This window comes from Lysinibacillus sp. NPDC093190 (assembly GCF_050280425.1).
Taxonomy (GTDB): domain Bacteria; phylum Bacillota; class Bacilli; order Bacillales_A; family Planococcaceae; genus Lysinibacillus.
Genome location: NZ_JBNNVG010000002.1, coordinates 1 through 20162 on the forward strand (window position 1 = coordinate 1; position 20162 = coordinate 20162).

Annotated in this window: 21 protein-coding genes and 1 pseudogene; 11 read left to right on the forward strand and 11 right to left on the reverse strand. The window is 35.4% G+C overall.

The features are described 5' to 3' along the window. Nucleotides 1-321: 321 nt before the first annotated feature. Nucleotides 322-750 (reverse strand): helix-turn-helix domain-containing protein, encoded by a 429-nt coding sequence (locus ACQKOF_RS01945; protein ID WP_427553165.1) that lies wholly within the window; start codon nt 748-750, stop codon nt 322-324. A gap of 459 nt (nt 751-1209) precedes the next feature. On the opposite strand from ACQKOF_RS01945, the gene ACQKOF_RS01950 reads away from it, so the two are divergent. Genes ACQKOF_RS01950 through ACQKOF_RS01960 form a run of 3 tightly spaced genes read left to right on the forward strand, consistent with a single transcriptional unit; the run spans nt 1210 to nt 2320 of the window. After that, complete coding sequence (locus ACQKOF_RS01950; RefSeq protein ID WP_427553167.1) at nt 1210-1353, forward strand: hypothetical protein; 144 nt, start codon at nt 1210-1212, stop codon at nt 1351-1353. Then, complete coding sequence (locus ACQKOF_RS01955) at nt 1323-1754, forward strand: sigma-70 family RNA polymerase sigma factor (RefSeq protein ID WP_427553742.1); 432 nt, start codon at nt 1323-1325, stop codon at nt 1752-1754. The genes ACQKOF_RS01950 and ACQKOF_RS01955 overlap by 31 nt, the downstream gene beginning before the upstream one ends. Next, nucleotides 1751-2320, forward strand: coding sequence for a hypothetical protein (locus ACQKOF_RS01960; protein ID WP_427553169.1), 570 nt, complete (start codon nt 1751-1753; stop codon nt 2318-2320). The genes ACQKOF_RS01955 and ACQKOF_RS01960 overlap by 4 nt, the downstream gene beginning before the upstream one ends. Before the next feature lie 212 nt (nt 2321-2532). Here the strand turns inward: ACQKOF_RS01960 and ACQKOF_RS01965 are convergent, their stop codons facing one another. From ACQKOF_RS01965 to ACQKOF_RS01980, 4 genes are all read right to left on the reverse strand, one after another. Next, nucleotides 2533-3351 carry an alpha/beta fold hydrolase gene (locus ACQKOF_RS01965; protein WP_427553171.1) on the reverse strand — a complete coding sequence of 273 codons (819 nt, stop codon included), beginning with the start codon at nt 3349-3351 and terminating at the stop codon, nt 2533-2535. A gap of 192 nt (nt 3352-3543) precedes the next feature. Continuing rightward, nucleotides 3544-6732: a BTAD domain-containing putative transcriptional regulator gene (locus ACQKOF_RS01970; protein WP_427553173.1), complete on the reverse strand. Its 3189-nt coding sequence runs from the start codon at nt 6730-6732 to the stop codon at nt 3544-3546. A 207-nt stretch (nt 6733-6939) separates the two neighbouring features. Then, entirely contained in the window at nt 6940-7443 is a 504-nt protein-coding gene (locus ACQKOF_RS01975; protein ID WP_427553175.1) for a GrpB family protein, read from the reverse strand. Between the two features lie 432 nt (nt 7444-7875). Beyond that, nucleotides 7876-8856 (reverse strand): diaminopimelate dehydrogenase, encoded by a 981-nt coding sequence (locus tag ACQKOF_RS01980; RefSeq protein WP_427553177.1) that lies wholly within the window; start codon nt 8854-8856, stop codon nt 7876-7878. Between the two features lie 282 nt (nt 8857-9138). On the opposite strand from ACQKOF_RS01980, the gene ACQKOF_RS01985 reads away from it, so the two are divergent. After that, the gene (locus tag ACQKOF_RS01985; RefSeq protein WP_427553179.1) at nt 9139-9477 is read left to right on the forward strand and encodes a hypothetical protein; all 339 of its coding nucleotides are present in this window, start codon (nt 9139-9141) and stop codon (nt 9475-9477) included. On the opposite strand, the gene yeiL is transcribed toward ACQKOF_RS01985, so the two are convergent. Further along, nucleotides 9431-10093 carry a transcriptional regulator YeiL gene (gene yeiL / locus ACQKOF_RS01990; protein ID WP_427553181.1) on the reverse strand — a complete coding sequence of 221 codons (663 nt, stop codon included), beginning with the start codon at nt 10091-10093 and terminating at the stop codon, nt 9431-9433. The genes ACQKOF_RS01985 and yeiL overlap by 47 nt on opposite strands. A 101-nt stretch (nt 10094-10194) precedes the next feature. Between yeiL and ACQKOF_RS01995 the strand changes: the two genes are divergently transcribed. Next, entirely contained in the window at nt 10195-11346 is a 1152-nt protein-coding gene (locus ACQKOF_RS01995) for an MFS transporter (RefSeq protein WP_427553183.1), read from the forward strand. 41 nt (nt 11347-11387) lie between these two features. Here the strand turns inward: ACQKOF_RS01995 and ACQKOF_RS02000 are convergent, their stop codons facing one another. Further along, the gene (locus ACQKOF_RS02000; protein WP_427553744.1) at nt 11388-12563 is read right to left on the reverse strand and encodes an oxalate decarboxylase family bicupin; all 1176 of its coding nucleotides are present in this window, start codon (nt 12561-12563) and stop codon (nt 11388-11390) included. A gap of 461 nt (nt 12564-13024) precedes the next feature. Here ACQKOF_RS02000 and ACQKOF_RS02005 point away from each other — a divergent pair, with 461 nt between their 5' ends. The 4 genes from ACQKOF_RS02005 (at nt 13025) to ACQKOF_RS02020 (ending at nt 14635) form a co-directional block, all read left to right on the forward strand. Continuing rightward, nucleotides 13025-13159, forward strand: coding sequence for a hypothetical protein (locus tag ACQKOF_RS02005; RefSeq protein WP_427553184.1), 135 nt, complete (start codon nt 13025-13027; stop codon nt 13157-13159). Between the two features lie 474 nt (nt 13160-13633). Next, nucleotides 13634-13804, forward strand: a complete 171-nt coding sequence (locus ACQKOF_RS02010) for a hypothetical protein (protein ID WP_427553186.1) — start codon at nt 13634-13636, stop codon at nt 13802-13804. A 560-nt stretch (nt 13805-14364) separates the two neighbouring features. Beyond that, the gene (locus tag ACQKOF_RS02015) at nt 14365-14538 is read left to right on the forward strand and encodes a CPBP family glutamic-type intramembrane protease (RefSeq protein ID WP_427553746.1); all 174 of its coding nucleotides are present in this window, start codon (nt 14365-14367) and stop codon (nt 14536-14538) included. Continuing rightward, nucleotides 14516-14635, forward strand: a complete 120-nt coding sequence (locus ACQKOF_RS02020) for a hypothetical protein (protein ID WP_427553748.1) — start codon at nt 14516-14518, stop codon at nt 14633-14635. Before ACQKOF_RS02015 ends, ACQKOF_RS02020 begins: the two co-directional genes overlap by 23 nt. 37 nt (nt 14636-14672) lie before the next feature. Here ACQKOF_RS02020 and ACQKOF_RS02025 read toward each other — a convergent pair whose 3' ends face one another. After that, a complete protein-coding gene (locus tag ACQKOF_RS02025) occupies nt 14673-16118 on the reverse strand; it encodes a PLP-dependent aminotransferase family protein (protein WP_427553750.1) in 1446 nt (481 codons plus the stop codon). Nucleotides 16119-16226: 108 nt separating this feature from the next. Here ACQKOF_RS02025 and ACQKOF_RS02030 point away from each other — a divergent pair, with 108 nt between their 5' ends. Beyond that, nucleotides 16227-16829, forward strand: a complete 603-nt coding sequence (locus tag ACQKOF_RS02030; RefSeq protein WP_427553188.1) for a LysE/ArgO family amino acid transporter — start codon at nt 16227-16229, stop codon at nt 16827-16829. A gap of 262 nt (nt 16830-17091) precedes the next feature. Here the strand turns inward: ACQKOF_RS02030 and ACQKOF_RS02035 are convergent, their stop codons facing one another. Next, nucleotides 17092-18120, reverse strand: a complete 1029-nt coding sequence (locus tag ACQKOF_RS02035; RefSeq protein ID WP_427553190.1) for an alpha/beta hydrolase — start codon at nt 18118-18120, stop codon at nt 17092-17094. Nucleotides 18121-18293: 173 nt separating this feature from the next. On the opposite strand from ACQKOF_RS02035, the pseudogene ACQKOF_RS02040 reads away from it, so the two are divergent. Then, nucleotides 18294-18787 (forward strand): annotated as a pseudogene (locus ACQKOF_RS02040) (IS110 family transposase); the annotation flags it as partial. Nucleotides 18788-18811: 24 nt separating this feature from the next. Here the strand turns inward: ACQKOF_RS02040 and ACQKOF_RS02045 are convergent. Next, nucleotides 18812-19156, reverse strand: coding sequence for a hypothetical protein (locus ACQKOF_RS02045; RefSeq protein ID WP_427553192.1), 345 nt, complete (start codon nt 19154-19156; stop codon nt 18812-18814). A 163-nt stretch (nt 19157-19319) separates the two neighbouring features. Further along, nucleotides 19320-19829 carry a MepB family protein gene (locus ACQKOF_RS02050; RefSeq protein WP_427553194.1) on the reverse strand — a complete coding sequence of 170 codons (510 nt, stop codon included), beginning with the start codon at nt 19827-19829 and terminating at the stop codon, nt 19320-19322. Between the last annotated feature and the right edge of the window lie 333 nt (nt 19830-20162).

Sequence of the window (20162 nt, forward strand, 5' to 3'; positions counted from 1 at the left end):
AAGCGAAGCGTAGGAGGAGGCTCGGCGCTCGCCCGCGGAAAGCGAGCGGAATGCTTCGGAAAACAACAGTAGAGTCACAGTGCCAAATGAAAAAAGCGAGGTATTCAACGATTTACTCGTTAAATACCTCGCGATGTGAGAAGGTATAGACTTTTTCAGTGCCCTCCCTTTAGGGGAGCTCATTTTTCTGCGATGAAAGTGGAGCAAAGCGTAACGGCAGTCGCAAGAATCCATCTCTGCACGACGCAACATCATAGAATGACTTCTAAATACAAAAAAACAGCAATCAGATAGTGTTGAGCTACCCGAATGCTGTCGCCTTTAATTAAAAAATTTTTTCTTGTTATTTTTGATGTAATTACCGACAATTACAAAGTAAATAACAGCTATGAGATTAATTATGCTTAATGTTAGACCTGATAGATTGGACCATGGGAGTACAAAAAGCCAAAATACTACTAAAATTGAACTCAATACATATAGCCCTTTGAATCGATCTGTCATTTGTAATTCCCCCATTTTTCCTTCTTTGATAATTTTATCTTTCAAGAAATTATCTCCTTTAATTAATTCATCAATGCTAATGTTGAAAAGATCACTTAATGTAATAAGTGTTTCAATATTCGGATAGCCTTTTTCAAGCTCCCATTTAGAAACCGATTGTCTACTTATGTTTAATTTAATGGCTAATTCTTCTTGTGATAAATTATGTTTTAAGCGTTCTTCTTTTAGCTTTTTATAGAACTCCATGATTTCAACTCCTTAATTTTTTTTACTATAGCTTACTATAAATTACTATAACTTATAAAAATTTGTAAGAATCGCAAGGTAGAATGATGTAACCTCAGAGTAGAAAATGCTTGCTACAGGTGGTTGCTCTCCCGCAATGGGGCGTGGTTGCGGAAGAACATAGGATGAAAATGATCAAACTTTTTTTATAACAATGTATACTAATTCATAAGAAAAGAATCCATTTTGATCAATCTTTTTTCAAAATGGATTCTTTTTATTTGCCCCAAATTGGGGTTTTGCGGAATATTTTTAAATCCTGCCATAATTGCATCCGAAAAGCATAACCAGCTACATTACCACGTTAGATGCTTTTTATAAAAATCTTTTCAACCAAAATCAGAAAAAATTTCCATTTATATGCGAGTGTTCCACGAGAATTTCGTTATAGAATGTATAACGATCATAAGGAGTGACAAAATGAATGATTTTATTGAACGTCTTCAACGACATGATGAAAAGGCACTTAAATATGTAGTTGATCATTATTTAGGATTTGTGAAGGCGATTGCTTTAAAAATTTTAAACAAGCCATCAGATTACATGCTAGTAGGGAATGTGTAAATGATGTATTCCTACTAATATGGCAAAAAAGTAATTATTTCACCGGGGAAGAAGCGGATTTAAAAAAAGGGATGATTACTAAATATAAAACAATCGACATTTACCGAAAACAACAAAAACAACTTGCCACACTGCCTATGGATATTATTCCGCCTCTTATCGCTTCAGATAACATTGAACAGCAACTGGATAAATTATATGCGAGAGAGCAATTACTTCTTGAAATAATGCATCTACCTGATTTAGATAGAGAATTATTTTTAATGAGGTACTATCTAGAATATTCAAATAGTGAAATAGCAGAAATTTTACATATTTCAAAATCTGCAGTGGAGAATCGTTTATATCGAGGAAAGAAAAGGCTTGCTAATAACCATAAATTAAAGGAGTGCTGGACATGAATGAGGAAAAAAATTTCTTACAGTTGGAATTAGAAGATATAACACCAGTAATGGTTTCAAAAAATGAAAAGCAAAAGGTAATGAACACTGTTTTACAAAAGCAACAAAAGACAAAGCAAATCCGTAAATGGGCCATTGCTTCAATTTTTGTAATCGGCGTTAGCTCAGCTTGCCTAGTTACTTTCCCCTCTATGGCTTCTATATTACCAATAAAAGATTTAATTTTATCTGAAAAGCTTTTATCAAAACAGCATGAATTTATTTTTAATCGTTTTTCGGTTTCAGGAAATACAGCGTACATTTACTTTAGCTGTGATATGGACTTTGCTACTGAATTCATAACTTTAGAGATTGTTGATAATTTAGAAAACCATTATGAATACACAACGGGAACGACGACAACAAAAGTAACCGATGATTACTCAAATGGTCAAGCAATTATAAGTGACTTTAATGCTAATGCATCATCAATATTCATCACGCCAATAGTTCGTACAATGGATAATGAAGGGAAAATCACTAAAGAAAGACTTGAGACTATAAAAATTGATATAGATTCCAATTAGAAAATAAGTAGCCCATCGCCATAACGTATGGTTACTTTACATTCCTACTTATATAAATGGCATACGTTTTAACAAATGTCATCTACAACTTTTGATGATAGGAAAAATAAGCGACGATATATTAGACAGAAAGAATCCTTTGAATTTATTGAGTAAGTGAACTCTAAATAGATTCAAAGGATTTCATTCTGCCTTTTACTCAAAAAAGCATTTCATTTGTTAAACTCCTCTACCCGCTCCAACCATTCATGCATAAGGCTATTAAACAAATTCGCTTGTTCAATTTGCAAGTTATGCCCGGCCTTATCTAAAATTGTGAAGGCTGCTCTTGGGAATTTATCTAAAATATCAAAAGCGTCCTTATAGCCAACCATAGAATCCTGTTTGCCTAGCAAAAACAAGCAAGGTTTATCAAATGAAATCTCATCTACCTGAAAAGAAAAACTATAGCTTTTTTGGATTTTTTCTAAAAATTCCACATCCGCATTTTCTTGACCCGCTAACACTTCATTTGTGTAACGCTGACTATTATATTCATCTAAAACAACTAGATGTGAGCTAAAATCTTCTAGTTCGTATTTCGTTAATGTCGATAAAAATTCTTTATCCACCGAGACAATACTTTGTACTGGTACTGTTCGACTTTGTTTATCAGGAATAATCAATGGACAAATAAACGCTGCACCTAAAATTTGTTCATGATACTCTCTCATGATTCCACGCACCAAATATCCACCATAAGATTCTCCTGCCAATAAATAACGTTCATTTGGTATTAATGAGTGAATTAGTTCTACTACGGCCTCTAGCATTTCATCTGAATTATTGATCTTTTCGTAGTCTGTCGTTTTGCCCATTCCTGGAAGGTCAATATAGATTCGTTTCCAGCCCTCCCTTTCTGCAAAAACGGGCTCCATACATCCCTTCATTAGTCTATGGTCTGGGGAATATCCATGGAGCATAACGATTGGTGTTCCAGTTCCAATTATTTCATAGTAAATATTCGCCTTACTTACATTACAAAATGACATAGTAGTTCCTCCAATATTGTTATAAAGTGGATTTCCGTTCCGACTGGGCGCTTTGTCGCTGACGCTTCGCTTTCGCGCAGAGCAAAGCTTCCTGGGGGCGTCCGATGAGCCGCTAATCCCCAAGGATCGCCCAGTCTCTACTACAATCCATGAGTCATTATTACAAAAAATGGTTGTTATACAAAATATACACTAACCCATTATTAAATCATAGACAACCATCGTCGATTCCATCGGTGTTGTATTTAGTTCTTTTTTTAATTGCTGCACACATTTTTCATACCATTTTAACGCAAGAGAACGGTTTTGTAATTGATAGTAACTATACATCAACAATCGATAGCCTTCTTCCCATAATGCATCCTCACGAATCATTTTTTCTGCATAAAAAATAGCTTGCTTATAATTTTGTTGCCGCGTCATATTTTGTGCTAATCTTTCCAGTACTTCAATATATAATGATTGCAGCTTTTCTCGATCCTGTATGAGCCAATCTAACTGCTTTTTTTCAGCATAAAGAACATCCGTATAGCTTGTTTCAGCAAGATACAACCATTCATTTGACAATTGTGGATCGAACTCTTCCATCCCTAATTCATAAAAATAGAGAAAGCGTTCGACATCGATTTGCAAAAATTGGATATGTTGCAATTGATACATATTATTTTTACGCTGAATGAAAAAGCTTTCCTGACGCGCATTTCTATTTGGCTCAAGAACTTTTAATAACGTATTCAATACAACTTTAAAATCCCGATCTAGCGAATCAACATTCCGCTCTGGCCATAACGCTTGTGCAATCTCTTCCTTTGGCGTAAAACGGTTGCGATGACCATACAAAAAGATGAAAAGCTCCTTTGATTTATCGCGCTGCCATTCTTTATCCTCAATCTTTCGATGCTTTCTTACTAAATCTAGACTTCCTAAAAAATTCACCTGTACTTCCTCATGCGGATAAACGATATTGTCTTCAACTTGAAAATAGCTACGCATCATCAAAATAGCGTTATTTTCCCCATCACACTTTCTACTAAATTGTAAAAGCTCATAAAAAATCATCCTATTCGGTGGACCGAGAATGGTTTTCCTTTGTAAAAAGTAATCATAGCCATTTGTGATGCATAACTGTGCAAACTGCTGAAAATAATGATTGAATTGTTGAGGACTATTTTCTTTGAAGGCAATGACAGATTGAAAGAAAAGTACATGCATCTCACCATTTTGATCGCCACAGTCTTGGAATAATCGCTGTGCCTTCATTAATAATTGTCGCGCTCGTTCATATTCATGTTGAGAAAGAATGATTTTCACTTCTGCGATTAATATAAGAGCGGTCATCCAAGCGTCTTGTACTTGCTCCGTTTCCCGTAATCCAAGGGCTACATATTTTTTAGCAGAGACAATATCTCCTTGCGCATGTTTGACAATTGCTAGTCCCATGTACGGCTCGGCCTTTACGCGAGAAATATTAATGGTATTCAATAATGTAAGGGCTTTTTCATAAGCATTACAGGCTCCTTGATAATCAGGAAAATCTATTAATAATAAAGCATGTGCTTTGCGAATATAGCCAACAGCCTCAATAAATACCGATTTTTCACGTAACCCCCTACGAATCCCATGCTGAGCGGCATACCAAGCATCCTTCTCTAGCCCTAATAACGCATAGACAAATGATGCCAACAGCTCGCTCTCTCTATGTGTCGCGACAAGCTGTGGTGGTAATTCCAATCTCTTCGTCAGCAATTCCTTTGCTTCTAGTAGCTGCCCTGTTCTTAACAATATTCGAACATCGACATTTGATCTTTGTAGAACTTCCTCCGTCAAAGCAACCTCATCCGTAAAAATTTGTGCTCCTTTCGCCTTCCCTAAATTCACTAAATTTTCCGCATACTGACGTTGCAATTCGAGAAGTTCCTCTTCGTTTAACGGTGTATGATTCGCTAACTCTAATGCCCTTTTTAAATGCGGCTCTGCCAATGCTGGCTGGATTGTATCGAGATAAATATGTGCTAAACCTGCTTGCGCTTTCGTCATAAAGAGATAATCATTCTTACTTTTTGCGATGTTTGCACAATTTTCATAGCACTGCTTCGCTCTTTCATAATAAGCACGATAGCGGTGGCACTCACCTTCAAAATAATAAAGTTTGTAATATTCCGACTTTTCATTAGCTGTAAATCGATTTATTTTTTCTAATAACCACTCAAATTGCCCAGCACGGACTAGACTCTCAGCATGATTTTGTAATAGTTCACCACAAAAATCCTGATCATTCGTTTTAAATGTATGATGAAGAACCGCTTGTATATTGTTTTGTTTTACATAATACAAAGCTGCTTGTTTATGCAATACAATATACTGTGAAGCATTTTGTTGCCATTTTAGCTCTAAAAAACGACTGAACAAGGCATGAAAACGATATAAACCATCCGTTGTGATCGGTTGAATAAATAAATGTCGCTGTACAAACAGTTTTAACGCCTCTGCTATTTCAGTACCATAAAATTGTGTGATAAACTCCTCGGAGAAAGTAGGGAAAATCGCCAGCTTTAATAATGCGTCTTGCTCGAATGCAGACATCTTAAAATAAACTTCCTCCGATAAATAGGTGAAAAGGTCATTTGTTGAGATATTTAGCCAATGCGCTAATGATTCATTGTTCCATTGTTCAGCTAATAAAGAAATACTAATTGCCCAGCCCTCTGTAATTTCCAAAACCTTGGATATTTCATCTTCTGTTAAATGCACTGCTATGTAATCCTCAAAAAAAACAGCAATCTCCTCTGAAGAAAATGCTAATTCTCCTTCTGCAATAACGAGTAATTTTTTTTGTATCTTTAATTTTCTCGTAATATCCCAATTCGGCAACGTTCTAGAGGCGATGATAAAATGAACATTAGGTGGTGAAAACTCAATTATTTTTTCCATCACATAATTAATATGAAATTCATGATCAACGAGATGGTAGTCGTCAATGACAATTAAAATCGCCCCTTCGATTTCACATAAACTATTGACAAATAGCTTAAACCAACGATTAAGTTCCTCTATTTTCGGAAAACGAGATAATTGATTCCATGCATCAAATTCTTGACCGAAGCTCGGAACAATTCGTGTGATACTAAAAAATAAATGCCTTAAAAATGGCAATATATTATCATCTTCCTCCGACACACTATACCAAGAAAATTTATTTGATTGAGCATGTAGAAATTGTGTAAGGATTGTTGTTTTGCCATACCCCGCCCCACTATGAATAAGTGTGCAAATATGGTCTAGGCTTTTTTTTAATGTTCTCATTAGAATAGCTCTACTAATACAATGATTGGACGGATTCGGTGGAATACATTTTGATTGGATAATAATGTCTGTAGTCATTTGTAGATAACCCCCATTCAACTGGTTATGTAAGGTTACAAGTCTTCAAAGCTTAAAATCTTTTGAGTAGTTAAATTACGGGCCCATCACCATAACGTTGAGCTAATCTTTTCAACCAAAACAATCGTTAGTACTTTAGCAAGTGATTGTTAAATTACGTTTCTATTAAATAACAAGAACTTTATATGGTGAAATTTAGAATAAAAATTACTTATCATATTTCTTAAACTCAGGAGTTTCCATTAGTCTTTGGAAAAAGACGTCTTTGGCTTCCCTATAGGCATCCATTGATTTGGCTTCGTATTCTTCCTTCAATTTATCATATGCATCTCGATATTTATTATTTGCCAATAAAACTTCTCTAAATTTCCAAAAGAAATCAAACTCAGAATCAATTACAGTTAATTGAACTCCTAAAGGTGGATTACTTGTATCATCTTTAAATGCCCTAAATGTAGCTGTTTTGACACTTTCTTCATTTCTTTCATATAAATTTGATAGTAGTTCTACTGCTATCAAAAATTGTTCAGCACTAACACGTACTTGGATGTCTAAATCACCTTTAGTAATACTATTAGGAATTGCTGAACTACCAACATGCTGGATATCAGCCTCCGGTATTAATTCTGTTATTTTATTTTTGTGTATCAAAAAAGTTTTCTCAGCATTTTTATGAAATAGTTCACTATTAAAAAAAATTACTTTTTCCATATAAAACTCTCCCCAATCTTTTACAAAGCAGCAACGTTACATTGTACAACTACTTTAGTTGATATTACTAAACTAATTCTATAGTAAGCGTAGTAATTCGAATTGGTACTTTATCCTTCATTTTACCATCATAGCCCAATTTTACCCTATCGCCAATATGAAATATTTCATCTGGATTCTTCGCAAAATTTACAATAATTATTCTTGAAACTGCACTACCTTCAGTTTTAGTTACATAAACTACTGCACTTCGGCCATTTATCTTTTTAGCATTGTGGTGGTCGTTAACTTCACCCTAGCTTTTGGTGATGAGCCAAATTATTGACAGTTTACCATATGCTGTATGTTGTTTTACAGAATTGACTTGCTAAAAATAAAAAATCCCGATTATCAAATAATATGATAATCGGGTAGTAATTAAATAGTTTAATATTATAAAAGTTCTTTACGTAATTCAGCAGCTGATTTTGGTGATAACAGACCGAATGGGATATCGAATACTGTTTTTGCACCTTTGTCTCCTGCTTGGTTTAAGCGATGAGCTGCACGTGCAAAAGCTACTAGAACGCTAGACGTGAAGTTTGGATTACTTTCAAGCTTTAATGAGAATTCAAGAATTTGTTTTTCGTTTGCACCGCTTTCTCCACTACGAATAACGAATCCACCGTGTGGCATGCCTGCGTGGTTTGCTTTAAATTCCTCTTCAGAAATAAAGTTTACTGTTGTGTCATACTCGTCAAAATAGTTTGGCATCGTCACAATTTCTTGCTCAACTTTTGCAGCATCCGCACCTTCCTCAAGAACAACCCAACATTCACGTGCATGTTTTTCACGCGTTGTCAGCTCAGGATTTTCACCGTTGCGAACACGGTCTACAGCTTCTTTAATTGGTAATGTGTATTGTACAGCATTATTAACACCTTCGATGCGACGTATAGCATCTGAGTGACCTTGACTTAAACCGTCTCCCCAGAAAGTATACGTTGTGCCTACTGGAAGAACTGACTCCCCAAGTATACGATTTAAAGAAAATAAACCTGGATCCCAGCCAACTGAAATGACTGATACTTTACCTGATTTTTGAGCTGCTACATCTACAGCCTCGAAAAACTCAGGGATTTTCGCATGTGTATCAAAGCTGTCAATTGTATTAAACCATTGTGCAAAGTGTGGGCCTTGCTCAGGTAAATCTGTTGCTGAGCCACCACATAAAATCATTACATCAATGTCATTTTGGAATTTTTCAGCATCATCCACTAAATATACGCTTGCATTACTTGCAATGTTTACAGTTGAAGGATCGCGACGTGTGAATACCGCTACTAATTCCATATCTAGATTTTGGGAAATAGCATACTCTACCCCGCGCCCTAAATTTCCATAACCTACAATACCTACTCGAATTGCACTCATTAAAAATTCCTCCTCACGATTACGTGACTATGTGAAGCCTTTCACGTTAAATCTAATTACAATAATACGTTTTGTCAGGAAAATTCACAATAGTTTGAGTACGTGTTTTTCTCTTGAAATTATACAAGTTTTCTATGATTTCTATTCATAAATGGTATGAATACGGTTACATTTTATTAAATTAATGACTAACCTTTAAGTTTTCGTTAAAGCGTTGTAAATGAAGACTATTCTGACCGTATGTCTTGTACAATAAAACTAACGACAAAGGGGGCATGTTGAATGAAATGTAATTGTTATTCACCAAGCACAACATTGGAACAAGGAGAATTACTTGCTTGTCCATTCCGAAATGCACAAAAATCTGCTAAAACTCACATTGAAACTGAGGTAAAGCACAAAAAGATTCCACCCAACACACACCAATGTTTAGGGATTATACCTTTTGGCGTTATAGAAGAAACCCTAACTATCTCCGTACAAAACCAAAGAGTTAATGAGGTTAATTTCTATCATAGCGGCAAGGAAATAGCGCGCTGGTTAGTTAAAAAAAGTGAATACAATAAGCGAGAGTTCACTGTATTTCCTGTGCCAATTCGGAAAGACGCTTTTCATTCATAATGTGGTAGCCATTCTTTTTCTTCTCTAAAATTTTTTCTTCGCAAAATTGTGCAAATACATATAATAAATGTCGGTAAGAAACCCCTAAATATTCACAGATTTCGGTATGCTTTTCTTTATAAATACCTTGATCTGACGATAATTGGATAAATGCTGCAAGTCGATTTTCAAGTGGATACGCTTGATTTTGTGTATATTTTGACGTCATTTTGGTCGCCTTTTCCCCTAAAAACACACAAAGTTTACGTAAAAATAGTACATCCGTGAGTAACTTTTCTTTGCAGGACTGTGTAATCGAAAAACAAATCGTCTCGGTTACTGTCTGAATCCCCTTCGTATATCTTGCCTCATTAAGCAACTCAATTTCCCCCATAAAACGCGGTGGCTCTGGGTATTCGATAAGCGAGACCTTGCCGTTTTTATGCGTCATATATATTTTCGCTTTCCCTTCAATCATGTAGTATAGCGTATCCGGAAATGATCCTTCTTTAAAAATCCATTCGCCTTTGTCAAACTTACATACCTCCAGAAATGGATTTATATCAAATGAGAAAAAATCATCAATTGGATATTTATCGAGATAGTATGAACGTTCCTCAGCTGTCAGTATATGCATTATTTTACTCTCTCCTCTTAAATAATGTGAGATATCTCACATTATTGTATCGATGAACGTGCTATTATTCAACATAGTTAAATTGGAGGTACGTAAAATTTATGAACAATCAACGATGGCTTTCTCAAAATTTCTTTGCATTTTTCATTACATGGGGTATTTTCTTACCTTATTGGACAGGTTGGCTTGTAGATGCCAAACATCTTACTGTCTCACAGGCTAGCGTCGTAATGGGCTGCGGTCTTTTAGCACGAGCAACTTCAAATCTATTTTTCTTCCCGACTCTTGCAAAATATGTGCACAAAAAACGACTCGTTAGTATTCTAGCAATAGGTGCCCTAATCACAACTTTATTTTACTTACTAAGCACGAGCTTTATCTCGCTTCTTATTGTTACCCTTTTATTTAGCGTTTTCTATCCAGCACTGCTACCAGCCGTTGAAAGTAGTGCGGCAACGCTCGTACAGCATGGAAATGTACACTATGGTAAAAGCCGCTCCTATGGTTCCCTTGGCTTTGTCATTGCAGTATTAATCATTAGTATGTTGACAGGTGCATTTGGCAATAACATTATCTTTTGGAGTATGGTGGTCGGCCTGATCGGTATGCTGTTGATGCAGCAAATGGCTACACCAAAAGAGTTACTCGTTGTACCGACAAAAGAACAACGTGCAAAATCATTGTCGATGAAAACATTATGGACTATTAAAGGCTTCCCTATTGTTTTATTAGTCGTTATTCTGTTGCAAGGCGCACATGCTTCTTATTACAGCTATGGCTATATATATTTAGTTGATTTACATGTCGATCCATTCTATATGGGGATGATTATTAACATCGCCGTTATTTGCGAAATCTTATACTTTATGAAGGCTGATACACTATTTAAAAAATGGCGCTCATCTTCCTTATTACTTATAGCAGCAAGTGGTTCATCATTACGTTGGCTTCTCATTTACCTATTCCCGAATGTCTGGGTTTTTATCGCTTCTCAAACATTACACGCATTATCTTTTGCTCTCGCGCATTACGCTTTTATCAGCTATTTAACAAAAACATTGCCGAAGGAGCAAATTCCAAATGCACAAGGCCTTTACTCTGCATTAGCAATGGGATTAAGTACAGCGATCCTTACATTTTTAGGCGGCTATTTATACGAGATTTCACCTGGACTATCATTTGCAGCAATGCTTGTTTGTACTGTTCCAGCAATCGGTATTCTGCTTGCTACAAGAAATAAATATCAATATTAAAATAAGCAGGTGAGATTTTTCTCACCTGCTTTTCTATGTGCTCACCTTGGATAATACGAAAATCCAGGATATTTTACAACCGGCCACTTTTCCTTTCTTAAAACATTGAGGAGTTCAGGACCAATATTTAAATTGCTTTGTACTAGCTCAGATGGAGTAAGGGCCATCCATTGATTTAACGAAACATCCTGAAATCTATCACTTTTAAACATTTCAAGGAACCATAATGTCTCAGTACCGGTATTTTCAATGTAATGACCATTTGCAAACGGCACGTATCCCACATCTCCTGCACGATAATCGAATGTTCTAGCCACACCATTTGCTGTAAACACTGTCATACGCCCTTGACCTTGAAGGTAATATTGCCATTCGTCATTATTCGGGTGCCAATGTAGCTCTCTCATTGCACCAGGCTTAATCTCGACAAGCGCTGCTGCGATATTTTTAGAAATAGGAAAGTTTGTCGAATCCACAATTCTGACACTGCCACCGGGAGTTTTAATAGGAGTTTGGGCAAGCAGGCTATGTTTGAAGGTTTGAGGGACTGTACCGTATGGTGATTGTACTTTTTGTGTGTCTAGAGGTCCTGGAACCTTATCTTGAAAAATATAGACCTGTTCTTTCGGGATATGTTGAAAAGCGCTCATAGGAACGCCAAAATTGGAGGACAGCACATCTTTAGGAGTATGAGCAAACCAATCAGATATTGAAAATGTACTTAGATCTGAGAAATGCCCATCGTCAAACACCAGCAAAAATTCACAACCATCTTCAAGACCTTGTATGGAATGCGGAATTCCTGGAGGGAAATACCATAAATCCCCCGGTCCTACATCGGCAATAAAATTACGCCCATTTTGATCGACTGCTGTAATCCGTGCATGACCAAGAAGCATATACGACCATTCTGCTTGTTGATGCCAATGCAGCTCACGTACTCCCCCTGGTGTCAAACTCATATTGACACCTGCCAATGTAGTGGCAATTGGCAAATCACGAGCAGTAACTTCTCGAGACCAACCGCCATTTTTTAATACCATATGCGTATCAGAAAAAGAGAACTTTAAATTTGGTACAAGTCCAGCATCTGTTTTTGGAGGGACAAGCATATCAGGGTTTTCCAGATCTCTCATAATATCTCTCGGCCCTTTATCCACCCACCCCGCCCCATCTTTCCGAATAGGTTGCGGTACAAATGAATAGCCATCTGGCATGTTTTCCAATGATTCACCTCTTCTTAAAGAAATCGTTATTTAAATATGTATGGATTCTTTACTTGGATTATTCTTTTCTCGAAAGATTGCGCCTGAAAAGAACCGTTAAGTTGGAAAAATTTATTTTCTCTTTCATACCTATAGTAATCGCTAACGCTTTAACTTGGTGTCATTTTAAAAATCTCTTTTTCAACATATTTACAGTTGGAATGTTATTAAACTACTTTACATATATTTATTTCGGGATAGCTTACATTATGCATCGCCCCAAACGTCATTGCAGTTTGCTATCCCACCATTTTTTTAATTTTCCTCATATTAATCTAAAGCCGCAAAACCGTTCACATTCGTTTATGAAATCAACTAATGTAAGTTGATTCTCTTTTAAATCTGAGCTGTAGCGTATACAAACGCTGCGGCTTTTCATATTATAATAAAGATAAAAATGAGGAGTTGTGCCGATGAATGGAGTATCTATTCCTGCTTTACTAAAGTCTATCTTTATTTTTGTCATTGCATATTCAACAAATTTTAATTTTAAAAAAGTTAGTAGAAAAAAATTAAATAATAAATTATATTTTTTGAGCGATGTATAAATCGCTCTATTTTCGTTTAATACCCATATTGTTATTAATTTGCTGTAGCGTGTGACGACGCTGCGACTTTTTTTATGTTAAAATTTACATAAATCGGCATAACAAGGTGATAATATGAAAAACAATAAATTAGTTTGTAAGGCTTGTGGTAATGATTCCTTCGCACAAGGTGAATTAGGCGGATCTATGGCAAAAGTAAAACCCATTAAGCTCGATATGCTCCATTTTTCGAGTTCACCACTAATTTTGACTATTTGTACGAATTGCGGAGAAGTAGCCTCAATGAAAGTTAAGAAAGTTGATAAGTTTATATAGTCTCTTATAGTTAAACTTTTGGTCACTTCCAGCCTAGTGACCCTTTATTAGTTTCTTTCATCAGATTGTTCAATAAACGAATCCATTCATAGTTCTAAAAACTTTCTGACTATGTTAACCTTCCATAATCCACCAACCCAAATATCAGGAGGTATCACAATGACTCTAAAAATTGTTAAAACGCTTTTATCTATCTTTCTTGTGTTCATGTATTATTTGCGCTTTTGGTCAGCTAACTCTACTATAAAAATTACGCTTTTCTTTATTATGATCCTCTTTATTTATGAAGTTGGTGTTGAAACTGGTAAGAAGCAAAAGAACAGAATCTAACCGGTAAATTCTGTACATCATCTGAACAAGAATTTAAAAACCATTTTCTTTCGGTCAACATTTTGCTTCTCTTAACCAATTTTGGAATACATGAATTTGAATAATATTTAGTTAACATAAAAGTAACCACGATTAAACAAAATCAGCTCCATATCGAAAAAACCTCTTAAACAAAGGCTATACTTTCTACCACAAAATTATGGTAAAATATTGTTATTCTAAATCCTCCAGAAAGAAGGAATGATATGGAGCATATAAAAGACAAACCCCAAAAGACGCTATTTTTGTATTCTCTTCTTTTACATTTGTTTGTTTTGCTATCATTTTCGCTTTAATAGTTTATGATGTATTCACAATACAAAATTTCCTATCATTTGATCAGCCATTCACAATGATATTGAGTGTAGTCCTCGCTTCATTCGGTCTACTTTTGTTTGACGTAATTTTAACATTGTATATGCCCTCGAAATACATGGACGAAACTAACAAAAGCTATCAAGACTATTCGTTGTTAAGTATTGTTGCCTTTATGTTTTATAGGGGCGTTATTTGAAGAAATTTTGTTTAGGGGAATTATTCAAAATTTACTTCTGGTATTTCTAGAACACCAGTGGACTGCAATTATAATAACAACTTTACTGTTCTTAGGGATGCATACTCAATACTTCAAAAAACCTATAATGTTAAATAAATATAACTGTTTCAAGTTTAATTTTCGGATGGCTCTATTTTGAAACAAACAATATTTTAGTACCATTTCTTGTGCATTTTTTGATGAATATCGGAATGACCCTATTATTCAAATACAATTTAATAAGGGTTAAAAGGTAATTTACCAAAAACATCACACCCCAAGAGGTGCGATGTTTTATTCTTTATGTCGTTTTACTACCGTTTCAACAACGCACTCATATAATATTTGTAGTCCAATCTTCAACTCTTCATATGTTGCATAGGCATATGATAATCGAATATGCTGCGTATCTTGAGGATCGTAAATATAGCCAGGATTAATGAGAACTTGTCGATGCAAAAGCTTAGTAAATAACTCTTTATCAACGATTGGCTCATGAAACTTTAGCCAAATATAATAGCCACCTTTCGGCTTATCCCAACTAGCAATCTCCCTAAAACTTTCTTGTAATATCCCTTCTACAAAATTGGCTCTCCGCAATAATTCTTTCCGTAAACTCTTAATATGCATTTCATACTTCCCTGATTGCAGCCAATGCAGCACAATTTCCTGTGAGATGGCGCTTGAACCGTAATCTGTTTGCATTTTTATATCTGCTAACCGCTCAATCACGGTAGTTGGACCGATTAACCAGCCAATACGAAGTCCGGGGCTTAATGTTTTCGAGACACTCCCAATATAAAGGACTTGCCCGCTATCATCCATTGATTTAATTGGAGCCGTTGCCGCTTCAAAGAGCAATTCATGATAGACGTCATCCTCAATGATGGGGATGCGAGATGCTTTACACGCTTGATAAAGTTGCCTTTTTTCAAACGACTTCCATACCCCACCAGTCGGATTGTTTAACGTTGGAACAGCATAAAATACAGCCTGCCTTTTTCTTTTCTTTTGGGCTAAGGTTTGTGCAAGCTGTTCATCACGATCGATAGCTATCATTTGCATACCAACAGACTGAAAAGGATGGACTGAATTTAAATAAGACGTCTGTTCCTGGAATACGATAGAACCCTGTTCAAGTAGTCCAACAGCAATTAGCTGCAATGCTTGAAGTGCACCAGATACAATACAAACATTTTGCGGCTTTGCTTGGATCCCTCGTTTATTCACGTATTCGCAAATCGCTTCTCGAAGTTTATCGCTACCTTGTGGTGATGAATAGCCTAAATCTTTCGGCTGCAAAGAGAGCTCTTTCAATGACGCTTCAATTTCAGCAGTCGGCAATAAACTTGGTGCAAGCTCTCCAGTTCCCAATCGGACGACATCATCGCGCTGCTCGTATTCATTGATTAATTGAATGGTATGATAATTGGGCTTATGAAGACTTGTGTCTATGTACTTTTGCCAATTTGGCTGTGCTAGTGTAATTAATGAATCCCAGGAATTATCAGCTACATAAATACCGGATCCTACCTTCGATTCCAATATTCCAGTTGCCTTTAATTCTTCTAACGCTTGCTGAACAGTACTACGATTGACCCCAAGCTGCATTGCTAGCTGTCTTTGTGTCGGTAGCTTTGTTCCTGCCACCCAATCTCCTCGTTCTATATGCTCAGAAACCCATGTCACAATTTGCTGCTGTAATGTCATTTCACTTTGTCTATTTGGCTGCCAGTTCATTCGTTTCACCTCTACCACCTAAAATTGGGTGGCTAAAAAACCAGCCAATTGGTCGTTTTCTTTTAGTTATAACATATCTAAAATATTTAATGAAAGGAGAGAATTTCATTGGAAGCATTTCTTCATGGTATGATTTTAGCATTTGGACTTATTTTGCCCTTAGGCGTACAAAATGTCTTTGTCTTTTCTCAAGGTGCAACACAGCCACATCTAGTTCGTGCCTTACCCGCCAGCATCACTGCCTCAATTTGTGATACGCTCCTGATACTTCTTGCAGTATTTGGTTTATCAATAATTGTATTGCAATTTGAGTGGTTACGTATCGCCTTGATGAGTGTTGGTTTACTTTTCTTACTTTATATGGGCTATACAATTTGGCGCTCAAATCCAGCATCTGCCGATAATAACGAGCCACTTCCTGTAAAAAAACAAATTTTATTTGCGGTTTCTGTCTCTCTCTTAAACCCACATGCTATTTTAGATACGATAGGTGTTATCGGAACGAGTGCTTTAAAATATAGTGGGAGGGAACAAATGTTGTTCACTGCAGCATGTGTTTTAATTTCTTGGTTGTGGTTTTTCGGTCTTATAATTGCTGGAGCATCCTTGAAAAGACTTGATAGTTCCGGGAAGCTTATGAATATTTTTAATAAATGCTCAGCGATTTTTATTTGGGGAACCGCTCTCTACCTTCTTAGTGGTTTAGTGTAATCTATTTACATAAAAAACGCTCAGGATGCTGGTTTTTATTAAAAGACAAGAGTTAAAGTAATGCACTTAATATTTCAGGATCCTATATACAATGTGCAACGTAATAATATGCTATTTTTAAGCTGACCTAATTTTGATATTAGATCAGCTTTTAGTCAGTCTTTATTAACTAATCTGTCTCGTTAGTTCAATAAAAAAGAGCTGCACATGCAACTTAATGTTCTGCAAGTAAAGCACCTGGTTAGTTGAAGATTCATTAAAACTACCAAGTTAAATCATTTAAAAATGTAAGAATATCTTTGTTCACGTCGTCAATGTCCGTACCTAATGTCATTAAATGTTTAGAATTTGGATACCCTTTCATTGTTTTTTGATTCGTCGCAACGCTTTGAAAAATTACCTCTGCACTCTCTTTATACAATTGCTCATCTAATTCACCATATAATATACGAATTGGTGACGTTAATAGTGCTAATTTATCCATCGTTATATCAATTAGCTGTTGGAACTCAACTAGTGAATCGATAGACATATTTTGAAGACGTTTCATTTCTAAATTTATTTGTTCTTCATTTTTCCCTTGTTTGTATCCTTTTGCATAATGCAAGACACGCTTTTGTAGAAAAGTAGCTTCCCTGTGTATTGGCACTGACATTGTCACAACGCCATTTATCTCCAACTCTTGACCAACTTTTAATGCAAACACACCACCAAGAGAAAGACCAACCACAGCTATTTTTTCAAAACCTTCATCCTTCAACAATTGGTAACCGTTTAGTACATCTTGCCACCAATCTGACGGTCTATATGAGAAAAGTTTTTCTGCCGTTAAGCCATGTCCACTGTATAATGGTGCATAGCAAGAATAATTGTTCTTTTGTTTGCGGCACTTTAAGGAAAATTGAGAAGTATAATAATCATCGTCAGCTTCTTCAGCATCAAATACATACGGCAAAGTTTCTTGTCTTAAATGGAATTTTATATCTTTATTTTTTATATAGCGATCATAAACCTTTATTCGCTTTTTCTTAATTTCATCAGACCTGTGCTGATAAACATTTGTAACAAGAAAAATTTCATCTAAATCAGAAAAAAGGTCGTTGAAAATAGACAATGCTTGACTGTATACGCAGTCAAACATTTCGAGATTCAGACTACCATCATCTTTAAATTGATAAAATCCAGCCCCCAATTCAAAGTGAATACCTATATCCCATTGATGATAGAGACTAGGTGCCAAAGTAAGTCCTGGAAAAGCATTATGTAAATATTGACCTAAATCTATCGTCATTCACTCCATTCTTGCTATTGTTTTTTTATAGCAACCTGCGCCGTTAGTGAAACGTATTAATCAAGAACCACCTGTTACCAAGCAATGGTTATTAAGTCAGGTTCAACGAATTCTACTACAAATTTAGGTGATGGGCAAAATACATACTGTTGATAGGAATCTTCTGCTGCTAAATGAATGCCCAACATATCAAAGCGGTTCCTGGTCGTAAGACTGATGTTAAAGATGCGGAATGGATCGCCAAGTTACTTCGTCATGGATTACTCAAAGCTAGCTTCATTCCAGACCGCACCCAACGTGAATTGCGAGAATTAGTTCGGTATCGTCGGAGTATGATTGAAGAACGCGCAAGACAACATAAACGCATTCAAAAGGTACTCGAAGGTGCGAATATTAAACTTGGTTCTGTTGTATCAGATGTAAAACCTATCTAGGCGCATTATATAGACGGACTGCAGCTCGAAAGGGTAAAAAACGAGCTGGAATATCCGTTGCTCATGCCATCTTACGCATTGCTTATTACCTTTTAACACGGAAAGAAATGTATGTAGACTTGGGCGAAGACTACTTTGATAAACAAAAAGAACAATCCATTATTCGAAATTCTGTTCGGAGACTTGAAAGTTTGGGTTACAATGTGACCATTACTGAACTTGGTGCTTCCTAATATAATCTAAACCAGATCTCTATTTTAGGCGCTACCATTTTTTTGAATATAAAGGTCGCGTTTGTTTGTGCCAGAGATTTTATTTTCATGGGAGTGGAATAAGAAACTTAGGATAGGAGGTAATAACAATAATAATAGTGCGATTGAAATCAGCCGTTTTGACAATGTTTTTGAGAGTTTATCATTAACATCTCCTTTATACCATCCACTAAATTGCAAGTTATTCCGATATAAAACAGTAAATATAATTAAAATTGAGATTACCATCATAATTCCATAAGTAATTGAATCTTTAGTTCCTAACTTTTGGTAGATATAAGCAACAATATTGCCTGAAATCAAATAAAAAATTATGAGTAAAAAAACCATTCTTATGAACTCCAATAGTACCCTTGCAAAATCCCGTAGTACCCTCATTACATTCACTCTTCAGGCTTTTTTTAATATTCATAAAAAGTAGTCGATCCTTATTTATTAATTTCCTCAAAGTGTGCAGTAAATATTTGAATGACAAAATTTAAAGATATCAATTTTAGTTAGTGTACAATTTTAATAGTTCATGTATTGGTAAACTATTAATATCGTCCAAATTTATAAAATATGGTAATTGCCACTTTTGTGTTGCTATCGCTTGTTTGCTAGTGGGAGTATCCCAACTAGGATAAACTCTAATTGCCATTTTTCCCTTTGTATTAGCGGTTTTAAGAATGTTTTGTTTTAAAAGAATCTCTTTTGGAAAAACGAATTGGCCAAATTCACCATTATCATTAAAAGTATTTATTACCAATAAATCGGTGGCATTATCATATGAGAATGCTTGGTTTTTATTAGCTTCATTCTTTTCCCAAAAGGAAACAAACTGTCCTATCTTAGTAGGTGTTATTTTTGCAACTCTAAATCTAACCGATTTAGAATTCAACTGAAATATCCCAGCCCCATAATCTGAATTTTGAGTTTCTTCTTGGATATTTTTTATAGTTAATTGATTTGGTTCATAAAGTAATTCATTTACATATGCTAACGTCTTCTTAAATTTATTCATAGTTTTACTCCTTATCTGTTACTACAATATACCAGTATATCATCTGCGAATTGGTCACCGTAATTGATCTAAAAAAACTTTATTTCTCCATTTCGATTTTACTGCACATTTTCTTTCAGATATTCACTCAATATAGTGATGTAATTTAATATTACACTGTTAGTTGAATAACGGATAAAAAAATTTACAGATACTATACTTTTATTAAATATACTCAAACTATATCTTTAAACACAATAAAAGCTGAACTAATATCAAAATTAGTTCAGCTTAAAAATAGCATATTATAATGTTGCACATTGTTTTAAGTGCATTACTTTAACTCTTGACTTT

Coding starts and splice junctions, on each gene's coding strand:
- ACQKOF_RS01945 (WP_427553165.1), bottom strand. CDS start 750: ATGGAGTTCTATAAAAAGCTAAAAGAAGAACGCTTAAAACATAATTTA.
- ACQKOF_RS01950 (WP_427553167.1), top strand. CDS start 1,210: ATGAATGATTTTATTGAACGTCTTCAACGACATGATGAAAAGGCACTT.
- ACQKOF_RS01960 (WP_427553169.1), top strand. CDS start 1,751: ATGAATGAGGAAAAAAATTTCTTACAGTTGGAATTAGAAGATATAACA.
- ACQKOF_RS01965 (WP_427553171.1), bottom strand. CDS start 3,351: ATGTCATTTTGTAATGTAAGTAAGGCGAATATTTACTATGAAATAATT.
- ACQKOF_RS01970 (WP_427553173.1), bottom strand. CDS start 6,732: ATGACTACAGACATTATTATCCAATCAAAATGTATTCCACCGAATCCG.
- ACQKOF_RS01975 (WP_427553175.1), bottom strand. CDS start 7,443: ATGGAAAAAGTAATTTTTTTTAATAGTGAACTATTTCATAAAAATGCT.
- ACQKOF_RS01980 (WP_427553177.1), bottom strand. CDS start 8,856: ATGAGTGCAATTCGAGTAGGTATTGTAGGTTATGGAAATTTAGGGCGC.
- ACQKOF_RS01985 (WP_427553179.1), top strand. CDS start 9,139: ATGAAATGTAATTGTTATTCACCAAGCACAACATTGGAACAAGGAGAA.
- yeiL (WP_427553181.1), bottom strand. CDS start 10,093: ATGCATATACTGACAGCTGAGGAACGTTCATACTATCTCGATAAATAT.
- ACQKOF_RS01995 (WP_427553183.1), top strand. CDS start 10,195: ATGAACAATCAACGATGGCTTTCTCAAAATTTCTTTGCATTTTTCATT.
- ACQKOF_RS02000 (WP_427553744.1), bottom strand. CDS start 12,563: ATGCCAGATGGCTATTCATTTGTACCGCAACCTATTCGGAAAGATGGG.
- ACQKOF_RS02005 (WP_427553184.1), top strand. CDS start 13,025: ATGAATGGAGTATCTATTCCTGCTTTACTAAAGTCTATCTTTATTTTT.
- ACQKOF_RS02010 (WP_427553186.1), top strand. CDS start 13,634: ATGACTCTAAAAATTGTTAAAACGCTTTTATCTATCTTTCTTGTGTTC.
- ACQKOF_RS02025 (WP_427553750.1), bottom strand. CDS start 16,118: ATGAACTGGCAGCCAAATAGACAAAGTGAAATGACATTACAGCAGCAA.
- ACQKOF_RS02035 (WP_427553190.1), bottom strand. CDS start 18,120: ATGACGATAGATTTAGGTCAATATTTACATAATGCTTTTCCAGGACTT.
- ACQKOF_RS02045 (WP_427553192.1), bottom strand. CDS start 19,156: ATGGTTTTTTTACTCATAATTTTTTATTTGATTTCAGGCAATATTGTT.
- ACQKOF_RS02050 (WP_427553194.1), bottom strand. CDS start 19,829: ATGAATAAATTTAAGAAGACGTTAGCATATGTAAATGAATTACTTTAT.